General features: G+C 70.5%; 18 protein-coding genes. 8 read left to right on the top strand and 10 right to left on the bottom strand.

The genetic code is table 11. The features are described from left to right. Positions 1 to 172: 172 nt before the first annotated feature. Positions 173 to 739, top strand: coding sequence for a GNAT family N-acetyltransferase (locus tag ABZZ38_RS20375; RefSeq protein WP_356741709.1), 567 nt, complete (start codon positions 173 to 175; stop codon positions 737 to 739). On the opposite strand, the gene ABZZ38_RS20370 is transcribed toward ABZZ38_RS20375, so the two are convergent. The 7 genes from ABZZ38_RS20370 to ABZZ38_RS20340 form a co-directional block, all read right to left on the bottom strand. Beyond that, a complete protein-coding gene (locus ABZZ38_RS20370; protein ID WP_356741707.1) occupies positions 729 to 2306 on the bottom strand; it encodes a type VI secretion protein in 1578 nt (525 codons plus the stop codon). The two genes, ABZZ38_RS20375 and ABZZ38_RS20370, sit on opposite strands and share 11 nt — an antisense overlap. Before the next feature lie 3 nt (positions 2307 to 2309). Then, on the bottom strand, positions 2310 to 3713 hold the full coding sequence (locus ABZZ38_RS20365) for an ATP-binding protein (protein ID WP_356741705.1): 1404 nt from the start codon (positions 3711 to 3713) through the stop codon (positions 2310 to 2312). Positions 3714 to 3724: 11 nt separating this feature from the next. Next, entirely contained in the window at positions 3725 to 5278 is a 1554-nt protein-coding gene (locus ABZZ38_RS20360; protein WP_356741703.1) for an SCO6880 family protein, read from the bottom strand. Beyond that, entirely contained in the window at positions 5275 to 6606 is a 1332-nt protein-coding gene (locus ABZZ38_RS20355) for a hypothetical protein (protein ID WP_356741701.1), read from the bottom strand. The genes ABZZ38_RS20360 and ABZZ38_RS20355 overlap by 4 nt, the downstream gene beginning before the upstream one ends. Further along, a complete protein-coding gene (locus ABZZ38_RS20350; RefSeq protein ID WP_356741699.1) occupies positions 6596 to 7405 on the bottom strand; it encodes a hypothetical protein in 810 nt (269 codons plus the stop codon). The genes ABZZ38_RS20355 and ABZZ38_RS20350 overlap by 11 nt, the downstream gene beginning before the upstream one ends. Positions 7406 to 7501: 96 nt before the next feature. Next, entirely contained in the window at positions 7502 to 7810 is a 309-nt protein-coding gene (locus tag ABZZ38_RS20345; RefSeq protein ID WP_017945892.1) for a hypothetical protein, read from the bottom strand. Positions 7811 to 8113: 303 nt separating this feature from the next. Continuing rightward, positions 8114 to 8695, bottom strand: coding sequence for a TetR/AcrR family transcriptional regulator (locus ABZZ38_RS20340; RefSeq protein WP_356741697.1), 582 nt, complete (start codon positions 8693 to 8695; stop codon positions 8114 to 8116). A 123-nt stretch (positions 8696 to 8818) separates the two neighbouring features. Here ABZZ38_RS20340 and ABZZ38_RS20335 point away from each other — a divergent pair, with 123 nt between their 5' ends. From ABZZ38_RS20335 to ABZZ38_RS20325, 3 genes are all read left to right on the top strand, one after another. Next, entirely contained in the window at positions 8819 to 9733 is a 915-nt protein-coding gene (locus ABZZ38_RS20335) for an NAD(P)-binding domain-containing protein (RefSeq protein WP_356741695.1), read from the top strand. Between the two features lie 119 nt (positions 9734 to 9852). Beyond that, positions 9853 to 10875: a bifunctional lytic transglycosylase/C40 family peptidase gene (locus tag ABZZ38_RS20330; RefSeq protein ID WP_356741693.1), complete on the top strand. Its 1023-nt coding sequence runs from the start codon at positions 9853 to 9855 to the stop codon at positions 10873 to 10875. Between the two features lie 121 nt (positions 10876 to 10996). Beyond that, entirely contained in the window at positions 10997 to 11704 is a 708-nt protein-coding gene (locus ABZZ38_RS20325; protein WP_356741691.1) for a phosphatase PAP2 family protein, read from the top strand. Between the two features lie 232 nt (positions 11705 to 11936). Here the strand turns inward: ABZZ38_RS20325 and ABZZ38_RS20320 are convergent, their stop codons facing one another. Then, a complete protein-coding gene (locus ABZZ38_RS20320; RefSeq protein ID WP_356741689.1) occupies positions 11937 to 12119 on the bottom strand; it encodes a hypothetical protein in 183 nt (60 codons plus the stop codon). Positions 12120 to 12225: 106 nt separating this feature from the next. Between ABZZ38_RS20320 and ABZZ38_RS20315 the strand changes: the two genes are divergently transcribed. Further along, the gene (locus ABZZ38_RS20315) at positions 12226 to 13059 is read left to right on the top strand and encodes a hypothetical protein (RefSeq protein WP_356741687.1); all 834 of its coding nucleotides are present in this window, start codon (positions 12226 to 12228) and stop codon (positions 13057 to 13059) included. A gap of 145 nt (positions 13060 to 13204) precedes the next feature. Continuing rightward, positions 13205 to 13366, top strand: coding sequence for a hypothetical protein (locus ABZZ38_RS20310; RefSeq protein ID WP_356741716.1), 162 nt, complete (start codon positions 13205 to 13207; stop codon positions 13364 to 13366). A 16-nt stretch (positions 13367 to 13382) separates the two neighbouring features. On the opposite strand, the gene ABZZ38_RS20305 is transcribed toward ABZZ38_RS20310, so the two are convergent. Next, the gene (locus ABZZ38_RS20305; protein ID WP_356741684.1) at positions 13383 to 13736 is read right to left on the bottom strand and encodes a metal-sensitive transcriptional regulator; all 354 of its coding nucleotides are present in this window, start codon (positions 13734 to 13736) and stop codon (positions 13383 to 13385) included. Between the two features lie 196 nt (positions 13737 to 13932). Here ABZZ38_RS20305 and ABZZ38_RS20300 point away from each other — a divergent pair, with 196 nt between their 5' ends. Further along, positions 13933 to 14553 carry a DUF47 family protein gene (locus ABZZ38_RS20300; protein WP_356741682.1) on the top strand — a complete coding sequence of 207 codons (621 nt, stop codon included), beginning with the start codon at positions 13933 to 13935 and terminating at the stop codon, positions 14551 to 14553. 4 nt (positions 14554 to 14557) lie between these two features. Further along, the gene (locus ABZZ38_RS20295; RefSeq protein WP_356741680.1) at positions 14558 to 15556 is read left to right on the top strand and encodes an inorganic phosphate transporter; all 999 of its coding nucleotides are present in this window, start codon (positions 14558 to 14560) and stop codon (positions 15554 to 15556) included. Between the two features lie 307 nt (positions 15557 to 15863). Here the strand turns inward: ABZZ38_RS20295 and pstB are convergent, their stop codons facing one another. Continuing rightward, the gene (gene pstB / locus ABZZ38_RS20290) at positions 15864 to 16640 is read right to left on the bottom strand and encodes a phosphate ABC transporter ATP-binding protein PstB (protein ID WP_356741677.1); all 777 of its coding nucleotides are present in this window, start codon (positions 16638 to 16640) and stop codon (positions 15864 to 15866) included. Positions 16641 to 16646: the final 6 nt, after the last annotated feature.

Raw genomic sequence — 16646 nt, 5'->3', positions numbered from 1 at the left:
GCGCCGATGGTACTGCAGGGGGGACCCTGTGGGAGAGTAGGACACCGCCGAACAATTATTGTGGGAGAGCCCCGCACCTTCTGGTGCGGGGCTTTTCTGCGTTCACGGTACGAGGGGCCGCGCGCAGGGAAATGCGTTGCCGAGTGCGGGGTGGCGCGACCAGGATCGGGGGATGGAACACGTGATACGACCCGTCCGAGCCGACGAGTGGCGCAAGGCACGCGAGATCCGGCTCGCCGCCCTCCAGGACCCCGCCGCGCCCCTTGCCTTCCTCGATACGTACGAGGCTGCTGCGGCCCGGCCGGACGCGCATTGGCAGGAGCGGACCGCCGGTGCGTCGGACGGGAGCGACAGCGCCCGCCAGTTCGTGGCCGAGGCGCCGGACGGGGCGTGGGCGGGCACGGTGACCGTGCGCGTGGAGCGGCCGGGTGCGGACATCCGCTTCGGTGAGGCGCCGGCGGTCGACCAGACGCACGTCATCGGAGTGTACGTACGGCCCGAGGAGCGCGGTGCCGGGCTGGCGGAGGCGCTGTTCCGGGCCGCGGTGGAGTGGTCGTGGTCGCTGGAAGGGGCGCCGATTCAGCGAGTACGGCTCTACGTGCACGAGCGGAACGCGAGAGCGGAGGCCTTTTACCGGAAGGCCGGCTTCGTGCCGACCGGGGCAAGCCTGCCCGTGGAGGGGGACGACAGCGGTGCGCGGGAGCTGGAGTACGAGGTGCGGCGCCCCGTCACGGTGTGAGGGGCCGCTCCGGCCAGCGGGCACGGCCCTGTTCGACGGAGCGGAGCAGGGCGAGCGTGGGGAGGCCCGTCCCGTGGCCGTCCGTCAGGAGCTGGGGCAGCGCGGGGAGGGGGGCCACGGCGGCGATGTCGTCGAGCACCAGGGTGAGTGGTGGGTCGAGCCGACCGTCGGATGACCGTGCGGCCATGCGGCGGCCGTGCTCGACCACGTGCGAGGCGAGCGCGGTGAGAAGGGGCATCGCGCCCGGCTGGGTGCGGGGATCCTCGATGGATTCCCCCACCACATAAAGGGTGCCCCCTTCATCGATAAAAGATTCCAAGGTCAGCGAATCAGTTCGATGAGCTGTGCACGCCTCCCGGATGTGGACCGAGGAAAGGGACGACAGCGCCCGTACGGCCAACTCCTGGGCCATCTCACGGCGTTCCGGATAGGCGGTCAGCGCCGACTCCAGGAGGCCGGCGTGGCTGTTGGTTGCCTTGGGGTGCGTGCGCAGGATGCGTACGGGTTCGTGGGCGCCGTTGTTCTGCGCCCAGCGGTGGAGCTGCTTGAAGGGGCGCCCGTCGACGGCCGCCGCGTGCAGCCAGCAGCGCATGAGCGTTTCCGCGGTGTCGGCGACGGCCGCGTCCAGCCTGGCCGGGGGGCGTACGGGTGCCAGCAGCGCGGTGGCGCGCGCGGCGGCCGTGGCGGTGTCCTCGCACCCGGCGGTGGGCGACCAGTGGAGCCGGTCGGGCGTGTCGCACAGGTGGCCGGGGTCGTAGACGAGGACGGGGCCCAGTTTCGCGCGCGCGTCCTTGGTGGCGGCCCACAGGGTGGGGTCGGAGGTGACGACCAGGGCGGCGCCTTCGGCGTCATGGATGGCCTGGAGGGCGGTGGGGCGGCGCGCGGAGGGGGCGCCGTAGAGGACGCGGGGACCGGCGGCGCGGGGGGTGGGGATCGGGGCTGTGGTGGCGGAGAAGGCGGTGTCAGGCACCGTGGGCGCCGGCGAGGCGGCGGGACGGGCCGCGACGCCCGGCCCCTGGGCGGGCTCCGGCGCGGGTTCCCATACGAGACCGGGCTCGGGCTCGGGCTCACGTACGAGACTGGGCTCGGGGCCGCGTACGGCCGCTTCCCCCTCGTACGAGGAGCCTGGCGCCGTGCGTGCCGTGCGCGGCGTGCCCTTGCCGCGGCCTTGGGCGCCGTCGTACGCGTACGACGGCCGCATCACGGCCGCATCCCGCCGTGCGGCTCGGACCGCGCGCCAGCGGGCGACCGTTCCCAGGACGAAGACCGTCAGCACCACCAGGACCATCAGTTCGCCGAGGAACAGGCCCCAGAACAGCCCGTACCCCGACAGCCGGCCCGCCGGGGTGCCCGGCCACGCGCCCGCCAGGTCGTGCGGCTGCGACGCCAGGCTCCGTATCGCGAGCGGCGTACGCCCGAACGTCACCCCGTCCGGCCATGCCCCGTGCGCGAAGAGCCCCGCGAGTCCGGTCGCCGTCCACACCAGTACGGTCACGCCCAGCAGGAACCCCAGCAGCCCCACCAGCAGACCGTCGGGGATGCCGCGCTCCTCAGTCCTGCGGTCCATGGGTCACGCCACCGTCGACTGTGAGGACTCGTTCATCTGCCGTTCGATGAGAGCCGCGCGCTGCTCCGCCTCCCACTCCGCGGCCTGGATGTCATCCGGTACGGACGACGATTCGGTCATCGCGCGGTCCGTGTAGACCAGCGGCCGTTCCGCCTCTGTGACCAGGTGTTTGACCACCTGCACATTGCCGTTGACGTCCCATACCGCGATGCCGGGCGTGAGCGTCGGGATGATTTCGACCGCCCACCGGGGCAGGCCGAGGACCCGGCCCGTCGCCCGTGCCTCGTCGGCCTTCTGGGCGTAGATCGTGCGGGTGGACGCCATTTTCAGGATGGCCGCCGCCTCGCGCGCCGCCGCCCCGTCGACGACGTCCGAGAGATGGTGCACGACGGCCACGAAGGACAGGCCGAGCCGCCGCCCGAACTTCAGCAGCCGCTGGAACAGCTGTGCCACGAAGGGGCTGTTGATGATGTGCCACGCCTCCTCCACCAGGAAGATGCGCTTCTTGCGGTCCGGCCGGATCCAGGTGTGCTCCAGCCACACACCCACGATGGCCATCAGGATCGGCATGGCGATCGAGTTGCGGTCGATGTGGGAGAGGTCGAAGACGATCAGCGGCGCGTCGAGGTCGATGCCGATGGTCGTCGGTCCGTCGAACATGCCGCGCAGGTCACCGTCGACGAGCCGGTCCAGCACCAGGGCGACGTCCAGTCCCCATGCCCGTACGTCATCGAGGGCGACGTTCATCGCCGCCGCGGACTCCGGCTCCGGGTGGCGCAGCTGCTCGACGATGTCGGACAGCACGGGCTGCCGGTCGGTGATGGCGCCGTTCACGTACGCGTGCGCGACCTTCAGCGCGAAGCCGGACCGCTCGTCCAGCCCGTGCCCCATGGCGACCTCGATGATCGTGCGGAGCAGGGCGAGCTGGCCGGTGGTGGTGATGGACGGATCGAGCGGGTTGAGGCGGATGCCGTCGTCCAGTGCGGCCATCGGGTCGAGCCGGATGGGGGTTATCCCCAGCTGCTGGGCGATCAGGTTCCACTCGCCGACGCCGTCCTCGCCCTGTGCGTCGAGGACGACGACCTGCCGGTCGCGGAAGCGGAGCTGGCGCAGGACGTAGGTCTTCTCCAGCGCCGACTTGCCGTTGCCGGACTCGCCGAGCACCAGCCAGTGGGGGGCGGGGAGCTGCTGCCCGTACAGCTGGAAGGGGTCGTAGATGTACCCCTTGCCGCTGTAGACCTCGCGGCCGATGATCACGCCGGAGTCGCCGAGGCCGGGCGCGGCGGTCGGCAGGTAGACGGCCTGGGCCTGGCCCGTCGACGTACGCACGGGCAGGCGGGTCGTCTCGACCTTCCCGAACAGGAAGGAGGTGAAGGCATCGGTGAGGACGGACAGTGGATCTCGCATCACTCAGGCCCCTATCGGCGGATGCCGGTCGCGAACGGCAAGGTGTTCACAAAGGCCCGGTGGTGTTCGCGGTCACACCACTCCAGCTTCAGATACGACTTGCCGGCCGAGGCCCTGATCGTCCGCTTGTCCCTGGCCAGTGCTTCGGGCGTACGAGACGACACAGTGATGTACCCGACGAGATTCACCCCTGCCGCGCCGCTCGCGAGATCTTCACCCCGCTGGTCGAGCCGGCCGTGCGCGGCGATGTCGCGTGGGTCGACGGTGCGGTTCATCTTGGCGGCGCGGCTGGCCTCCGCCTCGTCGTTCGTCTTCTCCGTCAGCATTCGCTCGATGGCGACCTCGGTCGGTTCGAGGTCCATGCAGACGGCGACCGTGCGGATGACGTCGGGGGTGTGGACGAGGAGCGGGGCGAGGAAGTTGACGCCGACGGGTGTCATCGGCCATTCCTTCACCCAGGCCGTGGCGTGGCACCAGGGCGCGCGGGTGGACGACTCGCGGGTCTTGGCCTGGAGGTAGGTCGGTTCGACGGCGTCGAGCTCGGCGGGCCACGCGTTCCGCTTCGTCATCGCCTGGATGTGGTCGATGGGGTGGTCCGGGTCGTACATGGAGTGCACGAGGGACGCGAGGCGGGACTGGCCGAGGGGCTGGCGCACCCGGATGTCGGCCTCGGCGAGCCGGGCGCAGATGTCGGTGAGCTCGCGGGCCATGACGACGGCCAGGCCCGCGTCCTTGTCGAGCTTTCTGCCGCCGGACGCCTGGCGGGCGGCGCGGGCCATGGCGTGGGCCTCGGCGGCCAGTTCGCGGGTGTAGTGCATGCAGGCGACGAGGTACGCGCGGTGCTGTTCGCTGCTGGTCGAGACCATGGACTGGAGCTGGTCGTAGGACTCCCGGAGCCAGGCGGGGCTCCTGGGGTCGCCGCGCTGGGCGACGTCCTTGGCGTGGGCGTCGGGGTCGGCGGGGAGGGTACGGGCCAGCATCTGAAGGCGGGTCACGAAGCCGTCGCCGTTGGCGACATGCTTGAGCAGGGTGCCGAATCGGTCCACCAGGGCTTCCTGGTCCTCGCTGTCGCGCAGGCCGACGCCGGGGCCCTCGATCTCGATGGCGGCGGTGACGGTGCGGCGGTCGGCGTGGAGGAGGACGGCGATCTCGTCGGGTCCGAAGGGCGCGGACAGCCAGTTGATACGGCCGATGCCGGGCGGCGGGCCGACCTCGAACTCCCGGCCGTCGAGCGTGGTGCCGGCCTCCATGGCGCTGGAGCGGTAGGTGGTGCCCCGGCGGAGGGTGCGCTTGTAGCTGCGGTTGATCTCGAACCACTTGTAGAACGTGCGGTGCTTGTAGGGCACGTACACGGCGGCGAGCGCGAGCAGTGGGAAGCCCATGAGCAGCACGATGCGCAGGGACAGGACGGGGACGAGCAGCCCGCTCATCATGCCGAGGAACGCGCCGGCGATGATCAGCGCGATCTCGCCGGTCTCGCGGTTCTTGCCGACGATCGCGTTCGGCCGGGCCCGGCCGATGAGATACGTACGGCGGGGCGTGATCGGTTGGGACTGGGTCGTCAACGCCCTCCACCTCCTGTGCTCTTGCGGTTGCTGTGGGGTGTGCCCGTGGTCGGGCCGGAGCTGGGACTACGCGGCGCGGGCGGGGGCGCGGCGGAGGGGACGGTTCCGCCGCCTTGGGGCGTACGGGTGCTGTGGGCGGCGACGCCTCCGGTGACGCCCCCGGCGGCCGGCCGGGCCTCCCCGCCGCCTCCGGACTGCTGGTGGCTGCGGCTGCTGTGGGTCTTGATGCCCTGGGAGACGAGGGCGGCGGGGGAGGAGATGACGGCGGCGGCCTGGGCGCCGTCGGTGGCCTGCTTGCGGTTCGTACGGGCGGAGGCGATCTCGTCACCGAAGCCGGGGACGAACCGGTAGATCATCGCCGACGCGAAGATGGCGAGCAGGATGATGGCGAGGCCGGACACGACGGCGGAGAAGGCGTTGGGCCCGTCGTCGGCGGACAGGGCCCCGGCGAGGCCGAGGACGATGACGATGACCGGTTTGACGAGGATCACCGCGATCATGATCCCGGCCCAGCGGCGTACGTGGCCCCACATGTTCTTGTCGACGAGCCCGGCGTACACGACGGTGCCGAGGAGCGCGCCGACGTAGAGCAGGGCGGCGCGGATGACGAGCTCCAGCCAGAGGATGCCGGCGGCGAGGATCGACACCAGGGACACCACGATCAGCATGATCGGCCCGCCGCCGATGTCGTCGCCCTTCTTGAGCGCCTCGGAGAACGACCCGAAGAACACGTCGGTCTGGCCGCCGGTGCCCTGGGCGATGACCTCGGTGACGCCGTCGGTCGCGGAGACGACCGTGTAGAGGATGAGCGGCGTGAACGCGGACGCCAGGACGGTGAGCCACAGGAACCCGATCGCCTCGGAGAGGGCGGTGGCGAGCGGCACGCCGCGGATGGCGCGCTTGGCGACCGCCAGGAGCCACAGGACGAGGGTCAGGATGGTCGAGGCGGCGAAGACGACCGCGTACTGCTTGAGGAACGTGGGGTTGGTGAAGTCCACCTCGGCGGTGTTCTTCACGGCCTCGCTGAGCTTGGTGACGATCCACGACGCGGCGTCGGCGCAGCCGCGCGCGAGCGACCCGAGGGGGTCGAGCGCGTCGGTGGGGGTGGTGGGGGTGGAGCGGTTACTGCCGCGGGGGTCGTCCGATTCGCACAGGTCCCGCGCGGCACCGACGATGAGGTCGCATTTGTCCTTGTTGGACGGCGAGGGTGACGGAGTAGGAGGCGGGGTCGGTGCCGCGTACGCGCGGGACGCGCCCAGGGCCATGGCCACCTGCACGGTGGCCAGGACCGAGGTGACACCCAGCGCTCGGCGCGGGTTACCGGGCATAGGTCAACCCTCCGAATTCCGCGACGGCCTTTGCGATCTCGTCGGCGTCCGAGGCTGTGCGGTCGGCGTTCACCGGGGCCGGGCCTTCTTTCTGTGAGAAGCTCTCGACCTTCCAGTCACCGCCGGACCACCGCAGCTTCAGCGTCATGGTGAACCAGTCGTTCGTCACGGGGTTGGTGGAGCCCACGCCGGCGGTGCCGAACACGCCGGTGCACCAGACCTCCACGGTGGCCACGTCATCGGACAACTCGGTCACCTTGGTGCCGACCGGCGCCGTGCGCGACACGTACGTCATGCCAGGGGCGGCATTGCCTTCCGCGTCCAGCCCGACCTTGTCGAGAAAGTCCTTGCTGTAGGCCTTGTCGAACCTGGCCTCCAGCTCGCCGACCTTGTCGGGTACGAAAAGCTGGCGCACGATCTCCCGGCGGCGGTCGGCCTTCAGGATGTCCGCGGAGACGAGCGCCACCGCGTAATTCGCCGCCGCGCTCTGCGCCCCCTGCTCGTCGTGTGCGTATCCCGCCGGGATCGCGCCGTTCTTCCCCGTCACCGGGCGGACGCCGGTCGCCGCCGTCGGGGCGGCGGCCGGGCCCTTGCCGTTGGTGCCCGACTCCCCGTCGCCGGTGCCGCTCCTGTTCGCGAACGCGATGGCGGCGATCAGCAGCACCACCACACCCACCACTGTGATCAGCGAGCGGGAGCCGCGCGCGGGGCGGCGGGCGCCGCCGTAGACGTCGCCGTTGCCGCTCTCGGGCAGGCGGGTGCGGGTCTGGCCGCCGTCGTTCTCGTCGCCGAGGCTCATGACGGGTACGCCCCCTCAACCTTTCGCTGTTCGGTGTGGTGATAGGACATCAGGTGACGCAACCTCAAGGGAGCCGGGCACGCGGGGATGCGGGGGTTAGACAGCCATCCCGTACACGATCGTGAACAGCGTGCCCAGGGATCCGATGATGAAGACCCCTGTGAGTCCCGCCACGATCAGCCCCTTGCCCTGCTCGGCGCTGAAGGTGTCCCTGAGGGCGGTCGCGCCGATGCGCTGTTTCGCCGCTCCCCAGATCGCGATGCCCAGGCACAGCAGGATGGCCACGGCCATCACGACTTCGATCATCACGCGGGCCTCGTTCCCGAGGCTTCCGAAAGGCCCCCAGTTCGGGGCGATTCCGCCGATGATGGTGGTGATATCGCCTTTTTCAGCCGCCAGGTACATGTAACTCACCGCCCCTGTTGGGTAGTTCGACGCCCCTGCCCCTCGGCACGGGTCACCGCACTATCTTCGCTGATGAAACCGCTCGCGTATGCCGACTTGGCTGGTCTCTTTACCCGATCCCCGCACGTATGACCGAACCGGCCGCCCTGACCTGTGGCGGACGGTGACTGTGGTCCGTGCGAGTACGCGTATGGTTACTCTGTGTATCACGGAGGGTGACTCCGGGCAATGACTGTCGTTGGTGCACTCTTGGGGCAGTCGTCGGCGCGGCGCCGGTGTGAGGGGTGCGCCCGGCGCGTCGCGTCAGCTCCGGTACGCGGAGATCAGGCGCGCGAGGTGACGGCCCGCCAGGAGCAGGGGCTCCTCGTCGCGGTTGACCTGAGCGGTGACCTCGGCGCCTTCCAGGGTGCTGATGACCGTCATGGCCAGCTCGCGGGCCTCGGCGGCGGGGAAGCCGGCGGCGCGCAGTTTGTCGGCGACCATGTCCTGCCAGCCGCGCAGGGCGGTCGCGCAGACGCGCTGGATCTCCGAGTCCACGCCGAGCGTCTCCAGGGCGGCGGCCGTGACCGGGCAGCCGTCGCGCCAGTCGGAGGCGCGCAGCGCCTCGGCGAGGAGGCGGGCGCAGGCGTCGACCGCCGCCGCCGGGTCGTCCTCGGCGGCCAGGGCCTCGCGCAGGATCGTCGCGAACTCCTCGCCGCTGTGGGTGAGGGCGGCGACCGCCACGGCCTCCTTGCCGCCGGGGAAGAAGTGGTAGACGGAGCCCAGGGTCGCCTCGGCCTCCTTGGCGATCTGCTTGATGCCCGTGCCGACGTACCCCTGTCGCTGGATGAGGTGCGCGGCGGCGACGACGATCCGGTCCCGGGTGCCCGTGGTGGCGGTCTGCATGCGGTCGATCCTACGACGCCCTTGTATAGAGCGTTCGTTCCAGAGCCTGTGCTACGGTCCCGTCCATGCTCTGGATAGAGCGTTCGTTCTAGAAGCTGTCAGAGTCTTCCGAAGGGGTTTCTCATGAGCACGACCTCCACCGGCACGACCTCCACCGGCATGACCCCCGCCCCCGCCCACGTCACCGTCATCGGCCTCGGCCCGATGGGGAGGGCCATGACCGGCGCCTTCCTCGACCGCGGGCACCACGTCACCGTCTGGAACCGCACCCCGTCCCGCGCCGACGCCCTCGTCGCACGCGGCGCCGTCCTGGCCGCCACCGCCGAGGAAGCCCTCGGCGCGTCCGAGCTCGTCGTGCTGAGCCTGACCGACTACGACGCGGTGTACGCCGTGCTCAGTGGCGTCGCCCCCGCCGCCCTCGCCGGCCGCGTCCTCGTCAACCTCACCTCCGACACCCCGGCCAAGGCGCGCGCCGGCGCCGAGTGGGTCGCCGAGCGGGGCGCCACCCAGATCACCGGAGGCGTGCTGGTCCCGCCGTCCGGCATCGGCGACCCCGAGTCGTCCACCCTCTACAGCGGCCCGCAGAGCGTCTTCGAGGCCCACCGCCCCACCCTGGAGGCCCTCACCGGCACGGACTACCGGGGCGAGGACCCCGGCCTCGCCGCGCTCCTCTACCAGCTCAACATGGTCATGTTCTGGACATCCCTGACGAGCTACTGGCAGGCCGTCGCCATGGCCGACGCCCACGGTCTGAAGGCGGCCGACATCCTGCCGCTCGCCGTCAACGCCCTGGACCTGACGCGGTTCCTGGAGTTCTACACGCCCCGCGTCGACGCCGGTGACCACACCGGTGACGTCGACCGCCTGGCCATGGGCGCAGCCAGCGCCGAGCACGTCCTGCACACCGCCACGGACGCCGGCGTCGACGGCGCCCTCCCGGCGGCCGTCCTCGACCTCTTCAAGCGCGGCCTGGCCGCCGGACACGGGGCGGACAGCTGCTCGAGCCTCGTCGAGATCCTGAAGAGGTCCGCCACGTAGGGCGACCCGGGCCGTACACCCCGCCGCGCCCCCACGCGCAGCCCGTACACCCCCCATCGAGGGGCCCCGCCGCTTACACTGGGCCCGGCGGACTGCCACAGGGCGAGGGGTGGTTGACGGTGCGTAAGGTCTGGCTGGTCGCCGGGGCGTCCGTCGGGCTGTGCATGAGTTTCGTCGCGCTGCTCGTCGTGGGGACGTACTCCGCCGCCGCCGGGCTCTTCGGCGGGGCCGGGAGCGCGCTCCAGGGGACCATCGGGCTCGCCAAGGGGGCCGTGCCCGCCGCGTACCAGCCGCTCGTGCAGAAGTGGGGCAACCTGTGCCCCGCCATCAACCCCGCGCTGCTCGCCGCGCAGCTCTACCAGGAGAGCGGCTTCAACCCGAAGGTCACCAGCCACGCCAACGCCATGGGGATCGCGCAGTTCATCCCCGGCACCTGGGCATCGCACGGCATCGACGGAGACAAGGACGGCGACCGGGACGTCTGGGACCCCGCCGACGCCATCCCGTCAGCCGCCTCCTACGACTGCGAGTTGGCCCGGTACGTCAAGAACGTGCCCGGCGACCGGACGAACAACATGCTCGCCGCCTACAACGCCGGGGCGTACCGGGTGATAAAGGCCGGCGGCGTGCCGCGCATCAGCGAGACGCAGAACTACGTCCGGATCATCCGGTCCCTGGAGAAGAGCTTCGCCCGGCCCGTCGGGCGCGTCGATCCGTCGCGGCAGGCCGCCGGGGCGATCTACTTCGCGCAGAAGAAGCTCGGAACGCCGTATCTGTGGGGCGGCAACGGGACGCCCGAGCAGCAGGGCCGGTTCGACTGTTCCGGGCTGACGCAGGCCGCGTACCGCACTGTCGGGATCGAGCTGCCGCGCGTGGCCAACGACCAGTACAACGCCGGGCCGCACCCGTCGCGGGACGAGCTCCTGCCCGGCGATCTGGTCTTCTTCTCGGACGACTTGACGAACTCGCGGGCCATTCGGCACGTGGGCCTGTACGTCGGCGGGGGCTACATGATCAACGCGCCGTACACCGGTGCGGTGATCCGGTTCGACAAGATCGACACCCCCGATTACTTCGGCGCCACACGCGTCACCGAAGATGGCGCGAAAGCGCTGCCGACGACCGGGCCCGGAAGGGCCTGAGCTGCGACGACGTATCTCTCTTCGGTAACGTCCTCGTGATCGTTCGGTGGAGAGTGGAACGCACGCCTCCCTCGTGTCGTTCCCTGGACTGACACAGTGACAAGGCAAGGGGCCGCAGCACATGGCTGGACTCGCATCGGACGGTTCGAACCCCGATGTCGGCCTGCTCTACGACATCAACGGACTGGCCAAGTCCGCGCCGACCTGGTTCGACCGGGTCATGGAGTTCGTCGGCGAGTACGGGATCATGCTCGCGATGGTGCTGGTCGTGCTCTGGTGCTGGTGGAGCGTGCGACGGCGCGGGTCCGCGGAGGACTCCGTCGCGGCCGTCGCGGGGATCGTCTGGGCGCCGCTCGCCGCCGGTGTGGCCCTGCTCGTCAACGTCCCGATCCGGGGCTTCGTGGAACGGCCCCGGCCGTTCGTCGACCACCAGGGGCTGGACGTGCTGGTGGCCGGGAAGACGGACTACTCGTTCGTGAGTGACCACGCCACCATGGCCATGGCCATCGGGGTGGGGCTCTTCGTCGCCAACCGCGGGTTCGGGCTCGCCGCCATCGGCCTCGCCCTCGCCGAGGGCTTCTGCCGCGTGTACATGGGCGTCCACTACCCCACCGACGTCGTCGGCGGCTTCGCCCTCGGTACGGCCGTGGCGCTGCTCTTCGCCCCGGTCGCCCTCGCCCTGCTGACGCCGCTCACCTCGGCGGTCGCCCGGTCACGGGCCGGATGGCTCGTACGGTCCCGCAAGGCGTCCGCGTGGGCGGAGCGGCACGAGCCGCTGGACCTCCCGGAGCCGAGGCTCGGGACCGGGGACAACGACCTCGCGGCGTAGCGGCCCCGGCCGCAGCGGGGCGGTACGTCCGTGGGGCGGTACGTCCATGGGCGGTTCGTCCATGGGCGGTTCGTCCATGGGCGGTTCGTCGGCGGGGCGGTACGCCCGCGGGGTTGATTCCGGCCACTCCGACGCCCTCTGACGCGGTGTCGGCCGGCGCCGGGCGGCAATCGGCCGCATCCCGCACGCTGTTGCCCCTCCAGAGGTGAATCCGGCCCACCCCTACGGGCGCTCAGTCGCCGGCGTCCGGTGGCCCCGACACATGGGCCGCCGCGTCCGTACGCGCCCGGTCCCGGGAGCGCCGCGCCGGCCCCATCCAGCCGCAGCTGCATCGGGCGAGACAGAACGATCCGCGTTCGACGGTGATGGCTTCGTGGCCGCTCGTGACGGTGGGCGGCGAGTCTTGCGGGGGCACACCTCCACGGTACCGGCGTGACGGGGAGCCCGGGTGGTCGTTATGCCGGGCGGGTGGGCCTCTCTGACAAGCAGTAGTAGCAGCTACGCGTTGGGGGTTGCAGGCGATGGTGGTGCAGCGACAGCGGCACGGGCGCGGACGCGGTGTGGTCGCCGTGGCCGCCGCAGTGGTGGCGGCCGTGACGGCCGGCGGGTGTTCCGGTCCGGCCGGCGCGAGCCCGGGCGTGGACGCGCGCGCGGCGCGCGCCGCCGTGAGCCAGGCCCCCGACGCGCTGGTGCGCGCGGGCACGTCCGAGGTGCGTACGTCGATGGAGATGGCGACCGGCGGGACGCGGGTCACGATCCGGGGCGAGGGGGCGTACGACTTCGTCGGACGGCACGGCCGGCTGAAGGTCGTGCTGCCCAAGGACGCGGCCGGGGCGAGCGGGCACCGCCCGATCACCGAGCTCTTCGCGCCGGGCGCGCTGTACATGAAGAACCGGGGCGCCGGCGTCCCCGCCGACAAGTGGGTGCGCGTCGACACGACGACCCTGGCGGACGGCAACCTGGTCACGGGCGGCGCGACCGACCCGGCCGCGGCGGTCGAGCTGCTGCGGGGCGCCGGGCAGGTGACGTATGTCGGCGAGGAGGAGCTCGCGGGGGTGCCCGTCATCCACTACCGGGGCGTCACGGACCTGGGACGGGCGGCTCGGGCGGCGTCACCGCAGGTGAGGGGCGCGCTGGCGGCGGCGGCGAAAGGGTTCACCGAGGACGCGGTGCCGTTCGACGTGTACCTGGACCGCGAGGGGCGGCTGCGGAAGGTGCGGCACCGGTTCAGCTTCGCCAACCAGGGCCGCACGGTCGCGGTGGCGTCGACGACGCTGCTGTACGGGTTCGGCGTCCCCGTCGTCGTGGAGCTGCCGCCCCGGAAGGACATCTACGCCGGGAAGGTCAAGGCGTGACGCAGCCGGGCCGGAGGGTCTGAAGGGGCCAGAAGAATGGTCCGGACGTGCCATGCGCGGGGCGTGGGCCGCTGCCTACGCTAGGAAGCCGATACCGGCAGGTACCAGGAACCCGGCAGGAACCCGGCAGGAAGAGGTGATGCGCGTGGCCCCGCCCCCTTCTACGACCGTCCAGGACCACGTCGCCCTCGCCGAGATCGAGCTGTGCGGGGAGTTGATGATCGCGGCGTCCGCCGCGGACGGGGAGCGGCTCAGCGCGGACCTCATCGACGAGGTGCTGAAGGTCACGCCGGCCGCGCCCCGGTGACGACCGCGGGGTTCCGTCAGGTGCGCATCATCCGGGCGATGGCCTTCGTCGCCTCCTCCACCTTCGCCTCGATCTCGTCGCCGCCCTTGAGCGCGGCGTCGGCGACGCAGTGGCGCAGATGCTCTTCCAGGAGCTGGAGCGCGAACGACTGGAGGGCCTTGGTGGACGCGGAGACCTGGGTGAGTATGTCGATGCAGTAGACGTCCTCGTCGACCATGCGCTGGAGGCCCCGGATCTGCCCCTCGATCCGGCGCAGGCGCTTGAGGTGCTCGTCCTTCTGTTTGTGGTAGCCGTGCACGCCCTGGTCGTGGCCGGCGTGGGCCGGGGCTTGGTCCTCGGCCGGAAGGCCGGTCGCCTCGGTGGTCGTCATCGCGTCCTCCCGCTGTGTCCGGAAAGGGCAGAAATACCCCTCACGGGTATATGGTAACGGTCCTCGCGCCAAGGCGGAGGGGGCCAGTTCTGTTCACCGTGCCCGATGGGCGACACTGAATGACGCCGGTTAGCCGTGGCCGGATGATGCGCCTAGCATCAGCCTGACCGAAACCCATGCACCCCGAGGACCCCACGTGCGCTTTCGTCTGACCCCCAGGGAGACGAGCTTCTACGACATGTTTTCCGCCTCCGCGGACAACATCGTCACGGGCTCCAAGCTCCTGATGGAACTGCTCGGAGCGGAATCCTCCGCCCGGGCCGAGATCGCGGAGCGGATGAGGGCAGCGGAGCACGCGGGCGACGACGCCACTCACGCGATCTTCCACCAGCTGAACTCCTCCTTCATCACGCCGTTCGACCGCGAGGACATCTACAACCTCGCGTCCTCGCTCGACGACATCATGGACTTCATGGAGGAGGCCGTCGACCTCGTCGTCCTCTACAACGTCGAGGAACTGCCGAAGGGCGTCGAGCAGCAGATCGAGGTTCTCGCGCGGGCCGCCGAGCTGACGGCCGAGGCCATGCCGCACCTGCGGACGATGGACAACCTCACCGAGTACTGGATCGAGATCAACCGGCTGGAGAACCAGGCCGACCAGATCCACCGCAAGCTGCTCGCCCACCTCTTCAACGGCAAGTACGACGCCATCGAGGTGCTGAAGCTGAAGCAGATCGTGGATGTGCTGGAGGAGGCCGCGGACGCCTTCGAGCACGTGGCGAACACGGTGGAGACCATCGCGGTCAAGGAGTCCTGACTCCGTGGACACCTTCGCACTGGTCGTGACCATCGGTGTCGCGCTCGGCTTCACGTATACGAACGGCTTCCACGACTCGGCGAACGCCATCGCCACCTCCGTCTCCACGCGAGCGCTGACGCCCCGCGCGGCGCTCGCGATGGCCGCGGTGATGAACCTGGCCGGTGCCTTCATGGGCAGCGGCGTCGCCAAGACGGTGAGCGAGGGCCTGATCGCCACGCCCGAGGGCTCGCGGGGGATGGGCATCCTCTTCGCGGCGCTGGTCGGCGCGATCGTCTGGAACCTCATCACCTGGTACTTCGGCCTGCCGTCGTCCTCCTCGCACGCCTTGTTCGGCGGCATGGTGGGCGCGGCGCTGGCCGGCGGCACCGAGGTCATCTGGTCGGGAGTCGTCGACAAGATCGTCATCCCGATGTTCATCTCCCCGGTGGTCGGCCTGGTGGTCGGCTACCTGGTGATGTGCGTCATCCTGTGGCTGTTCCGCAAGTCGAACCCGCACAAGGCGAAGCGCGGCTTCCGTATCGCGCAGACCGTGTCGGCGGCCGGTATGGCCCTCGGCCACGGTCTCCAGGACGCGCAGAAGACGATGGGCATCGTGGTGATGGCCCTGGTCATCGCGGATGTGCACGACGCGGGCGACGAGATCCCGATCTGGGTGAAGATCGCCTGCGCGGTGATGCTGTCGCTGGGTACGTACGCGGGTGGCTGGCGGATCATGCGCACGCTGGGCCGCAAGATCATCGAGTTGGACCCGCCGCAGGGATTCGCGGCGGAGACGACGGGCGCGTCGATCATGTTCGGCTCGGCGTTCCTGTTCCACGCGCCGATCTCGACGACGCACGTCATCACGTCGGCGATCATGGGCGTCGGGGCGACGAAGCGGGTCAACGCGGTGCGTTGGGGTGTCGCGAAGAACATCATCCTCGGGTGGTTCATCACGATGCCGGCGGCGGCGCTGGTCGCCGCGGCGAGCTTCTTCGTGGTGCAGCTGGCGTTCGGCTGACGGCTGGGGTGGCGGTGCGGAGGTGGCCCTGCCGGGAACCCCGTCCCCATCCCGCCCCTTCCCGGGACCGGGGCTCCGCCCCCGCGCCCACGGTGTCTCACTCGCCGGCGGGGCTGACCCTGCCCCGCGCCAACGGGCGCTTCGGCGGGGCCGACCGCGAACGGATGGGCCCGCCCCCTGGGAGAGGGGGCGGGCCCTTGCCTTGCGGTGGCACCGCCATGCAGCACCGCAAGGAGCTCCTCGGGGGCGGGCCGGTCGCCGCCGGAGTGGACGCCCCCGGCCCGGGTTGATCCCCGAGCAGGGGCGACTATCCGAAGCGTCCGGAGATGTAGTCCTCCGTCGCCTGGACCGACGGGTTGGAGAAGATCCGCTCCGTGTCGTCGATCTCGACCAGCTTGCCCGGCTGGCCGACCGCGGCCAGGTTGAAGAAGGCCGTACGGTCGGAGACGCGGGCCGCCTGCTGCATGTTGTGGGTCACGATGACGATCGTGAACCGTTCCTTCAGCTCGCTGATCAAATCCTCGATGGCGAGCGTGGAGATCGGGTCGAGCGCCGAGCACGGCTCGTCCATCAGCAGGACGTCCGGCTCGACCGCGATCGCGCGGGCGATGCACAGGCGCTGCTGCTGGCCGCCGGAGAGGCCGGAGCCCGGCTTGTTCAGGCGGTCCTTGACCTCGTTCCAGAGGTTGGCGCCCTTCAGGGAGCGCTCGACCACGTCGGCGAGTTCGCTCTTCTTGTACGAGCCGTTCAGGCGCAGGCCCGCCGCCACGTTGTCGAAGATCGACATTGTGGGGAAGGGGTTCGGGCGCTGGAAGACCATGCCGACCGTGCGGCGCACGGCGACCGGGTCGACGTCCTTGCCGTACAGGTTCTGGTCGTCGAGCATCACCTTGCCCTCGACGCGGCCACCGGGGGTGACCTCGTGCATACGGTTCAGGGTGCGCAGGAAGGTGGACTTGCCGCAGCCGGACGGGCCGATGAAGGCCGTCACGGAGCGCGGCTCGACGGTCATCGAGATGTCGTCGATCGCCTTGTGGGCGCCGTAGTAGGCGGAGAGGCCGCCGACGTCGATTCGCTTGGCCATTTCAAT

The sequence above is a fragment of the Streptomyces sp. NPDC006368 genome (assembly GCF_040612535.1).
GTDB lineage: Bacteria > Actinomycetota > Actinomycetes > Streptomycetales > Streptomycetaceae > Streptomyces.
The sequence above is the reverse complement of the archived record's forward strand: the minus strand, read 5'-3'. Positions and strand labels throughout refer to the sequence as shown.

Coding starts and splice junctions, on each gene's coding strand:
- ABZZ38_RS20375 (WP_356741709.1), top strand. CDS start 173: ATGGAACACGTGATACGACCCGTCCGAGCCGACGAGTGGCGCAAGGCA.
- ABZZ38_RS20370 (WP_356741707.1), bottom strand. CDS start 2,306: ATGGACCGCAGGACTGAGGAGCGCGGCATCCCCGACGGTCTGCTGGTG.
- ABZZ38_RS20365 (WP_356741705.1), bottom strand. CDS start 3,713: ATGCGAGATCCACTGTCCGTCCTCACCGATGCCTTCACCTCCTTCCTG.
- ABZZ38_RS20355 (WP_356741701.1), bottom strand. CDS start 6,606: ATGCCCGGTAACCCGCGCCGAGCGCTGGGTGTCACCTCGGTCCTGGCC.
- ABZZ38_RS20350 (WP_356741699.1), bottom strand. CDS start 7,405: ATGAGCCTCGGCGACGAGAACGACGGCGGCCAGACCCGCACCCGCCTG.
- ABZZ38_RS20345 (WP_017945892.1), bottom strand. CDS start 7,810: ATGTACCTGGCGGCTGAAAAAGGCGATATCACCACCATCATCGGCGGA.
- ABZZ38_RS20340 (WP_356741697.1), bottom strand. CDS start 8,695: ATGCAGACCGCCACCACGGGCACCCGGGACCGGATCGTCGTCGCCGCC.
- ABZZ38_RS20335 (WP_356741695.1), top strand. CDS start 8,819: ATGAGCACGACCTCCACCGGCACGACCTCCACCGGCATGACCCCCGCC.
- ABZZ38_RS20325 (WP_356741691.1), top strand. CDS start 10,997: ATGGCTGGACTCGCATCGGACGGTTCGAACCCCGATGTCGGCCTGCTC.
- ABZZ38_RS20315 (WP_356741687.1), top strand. CDS start 12,226: ATGGTGGTGCAGCGACAGCGGCACGGGCGCGGACGCGGTGTGGTCGCC.
- ABZZ38_RS20305 (WP_356741684.1), bottom strand. CDS start 13,736: ATGACGACCACCGAGGCGACCGGCCTTCCGGCCGAGGACCAAGCCCCG.
- pstB (WP_356741677.1), bottom strand. CDS start 16,640: ATGGCCAAGCGAATCGACGTCGGCGGCCTCTCCGCCTACTACGGCGCC.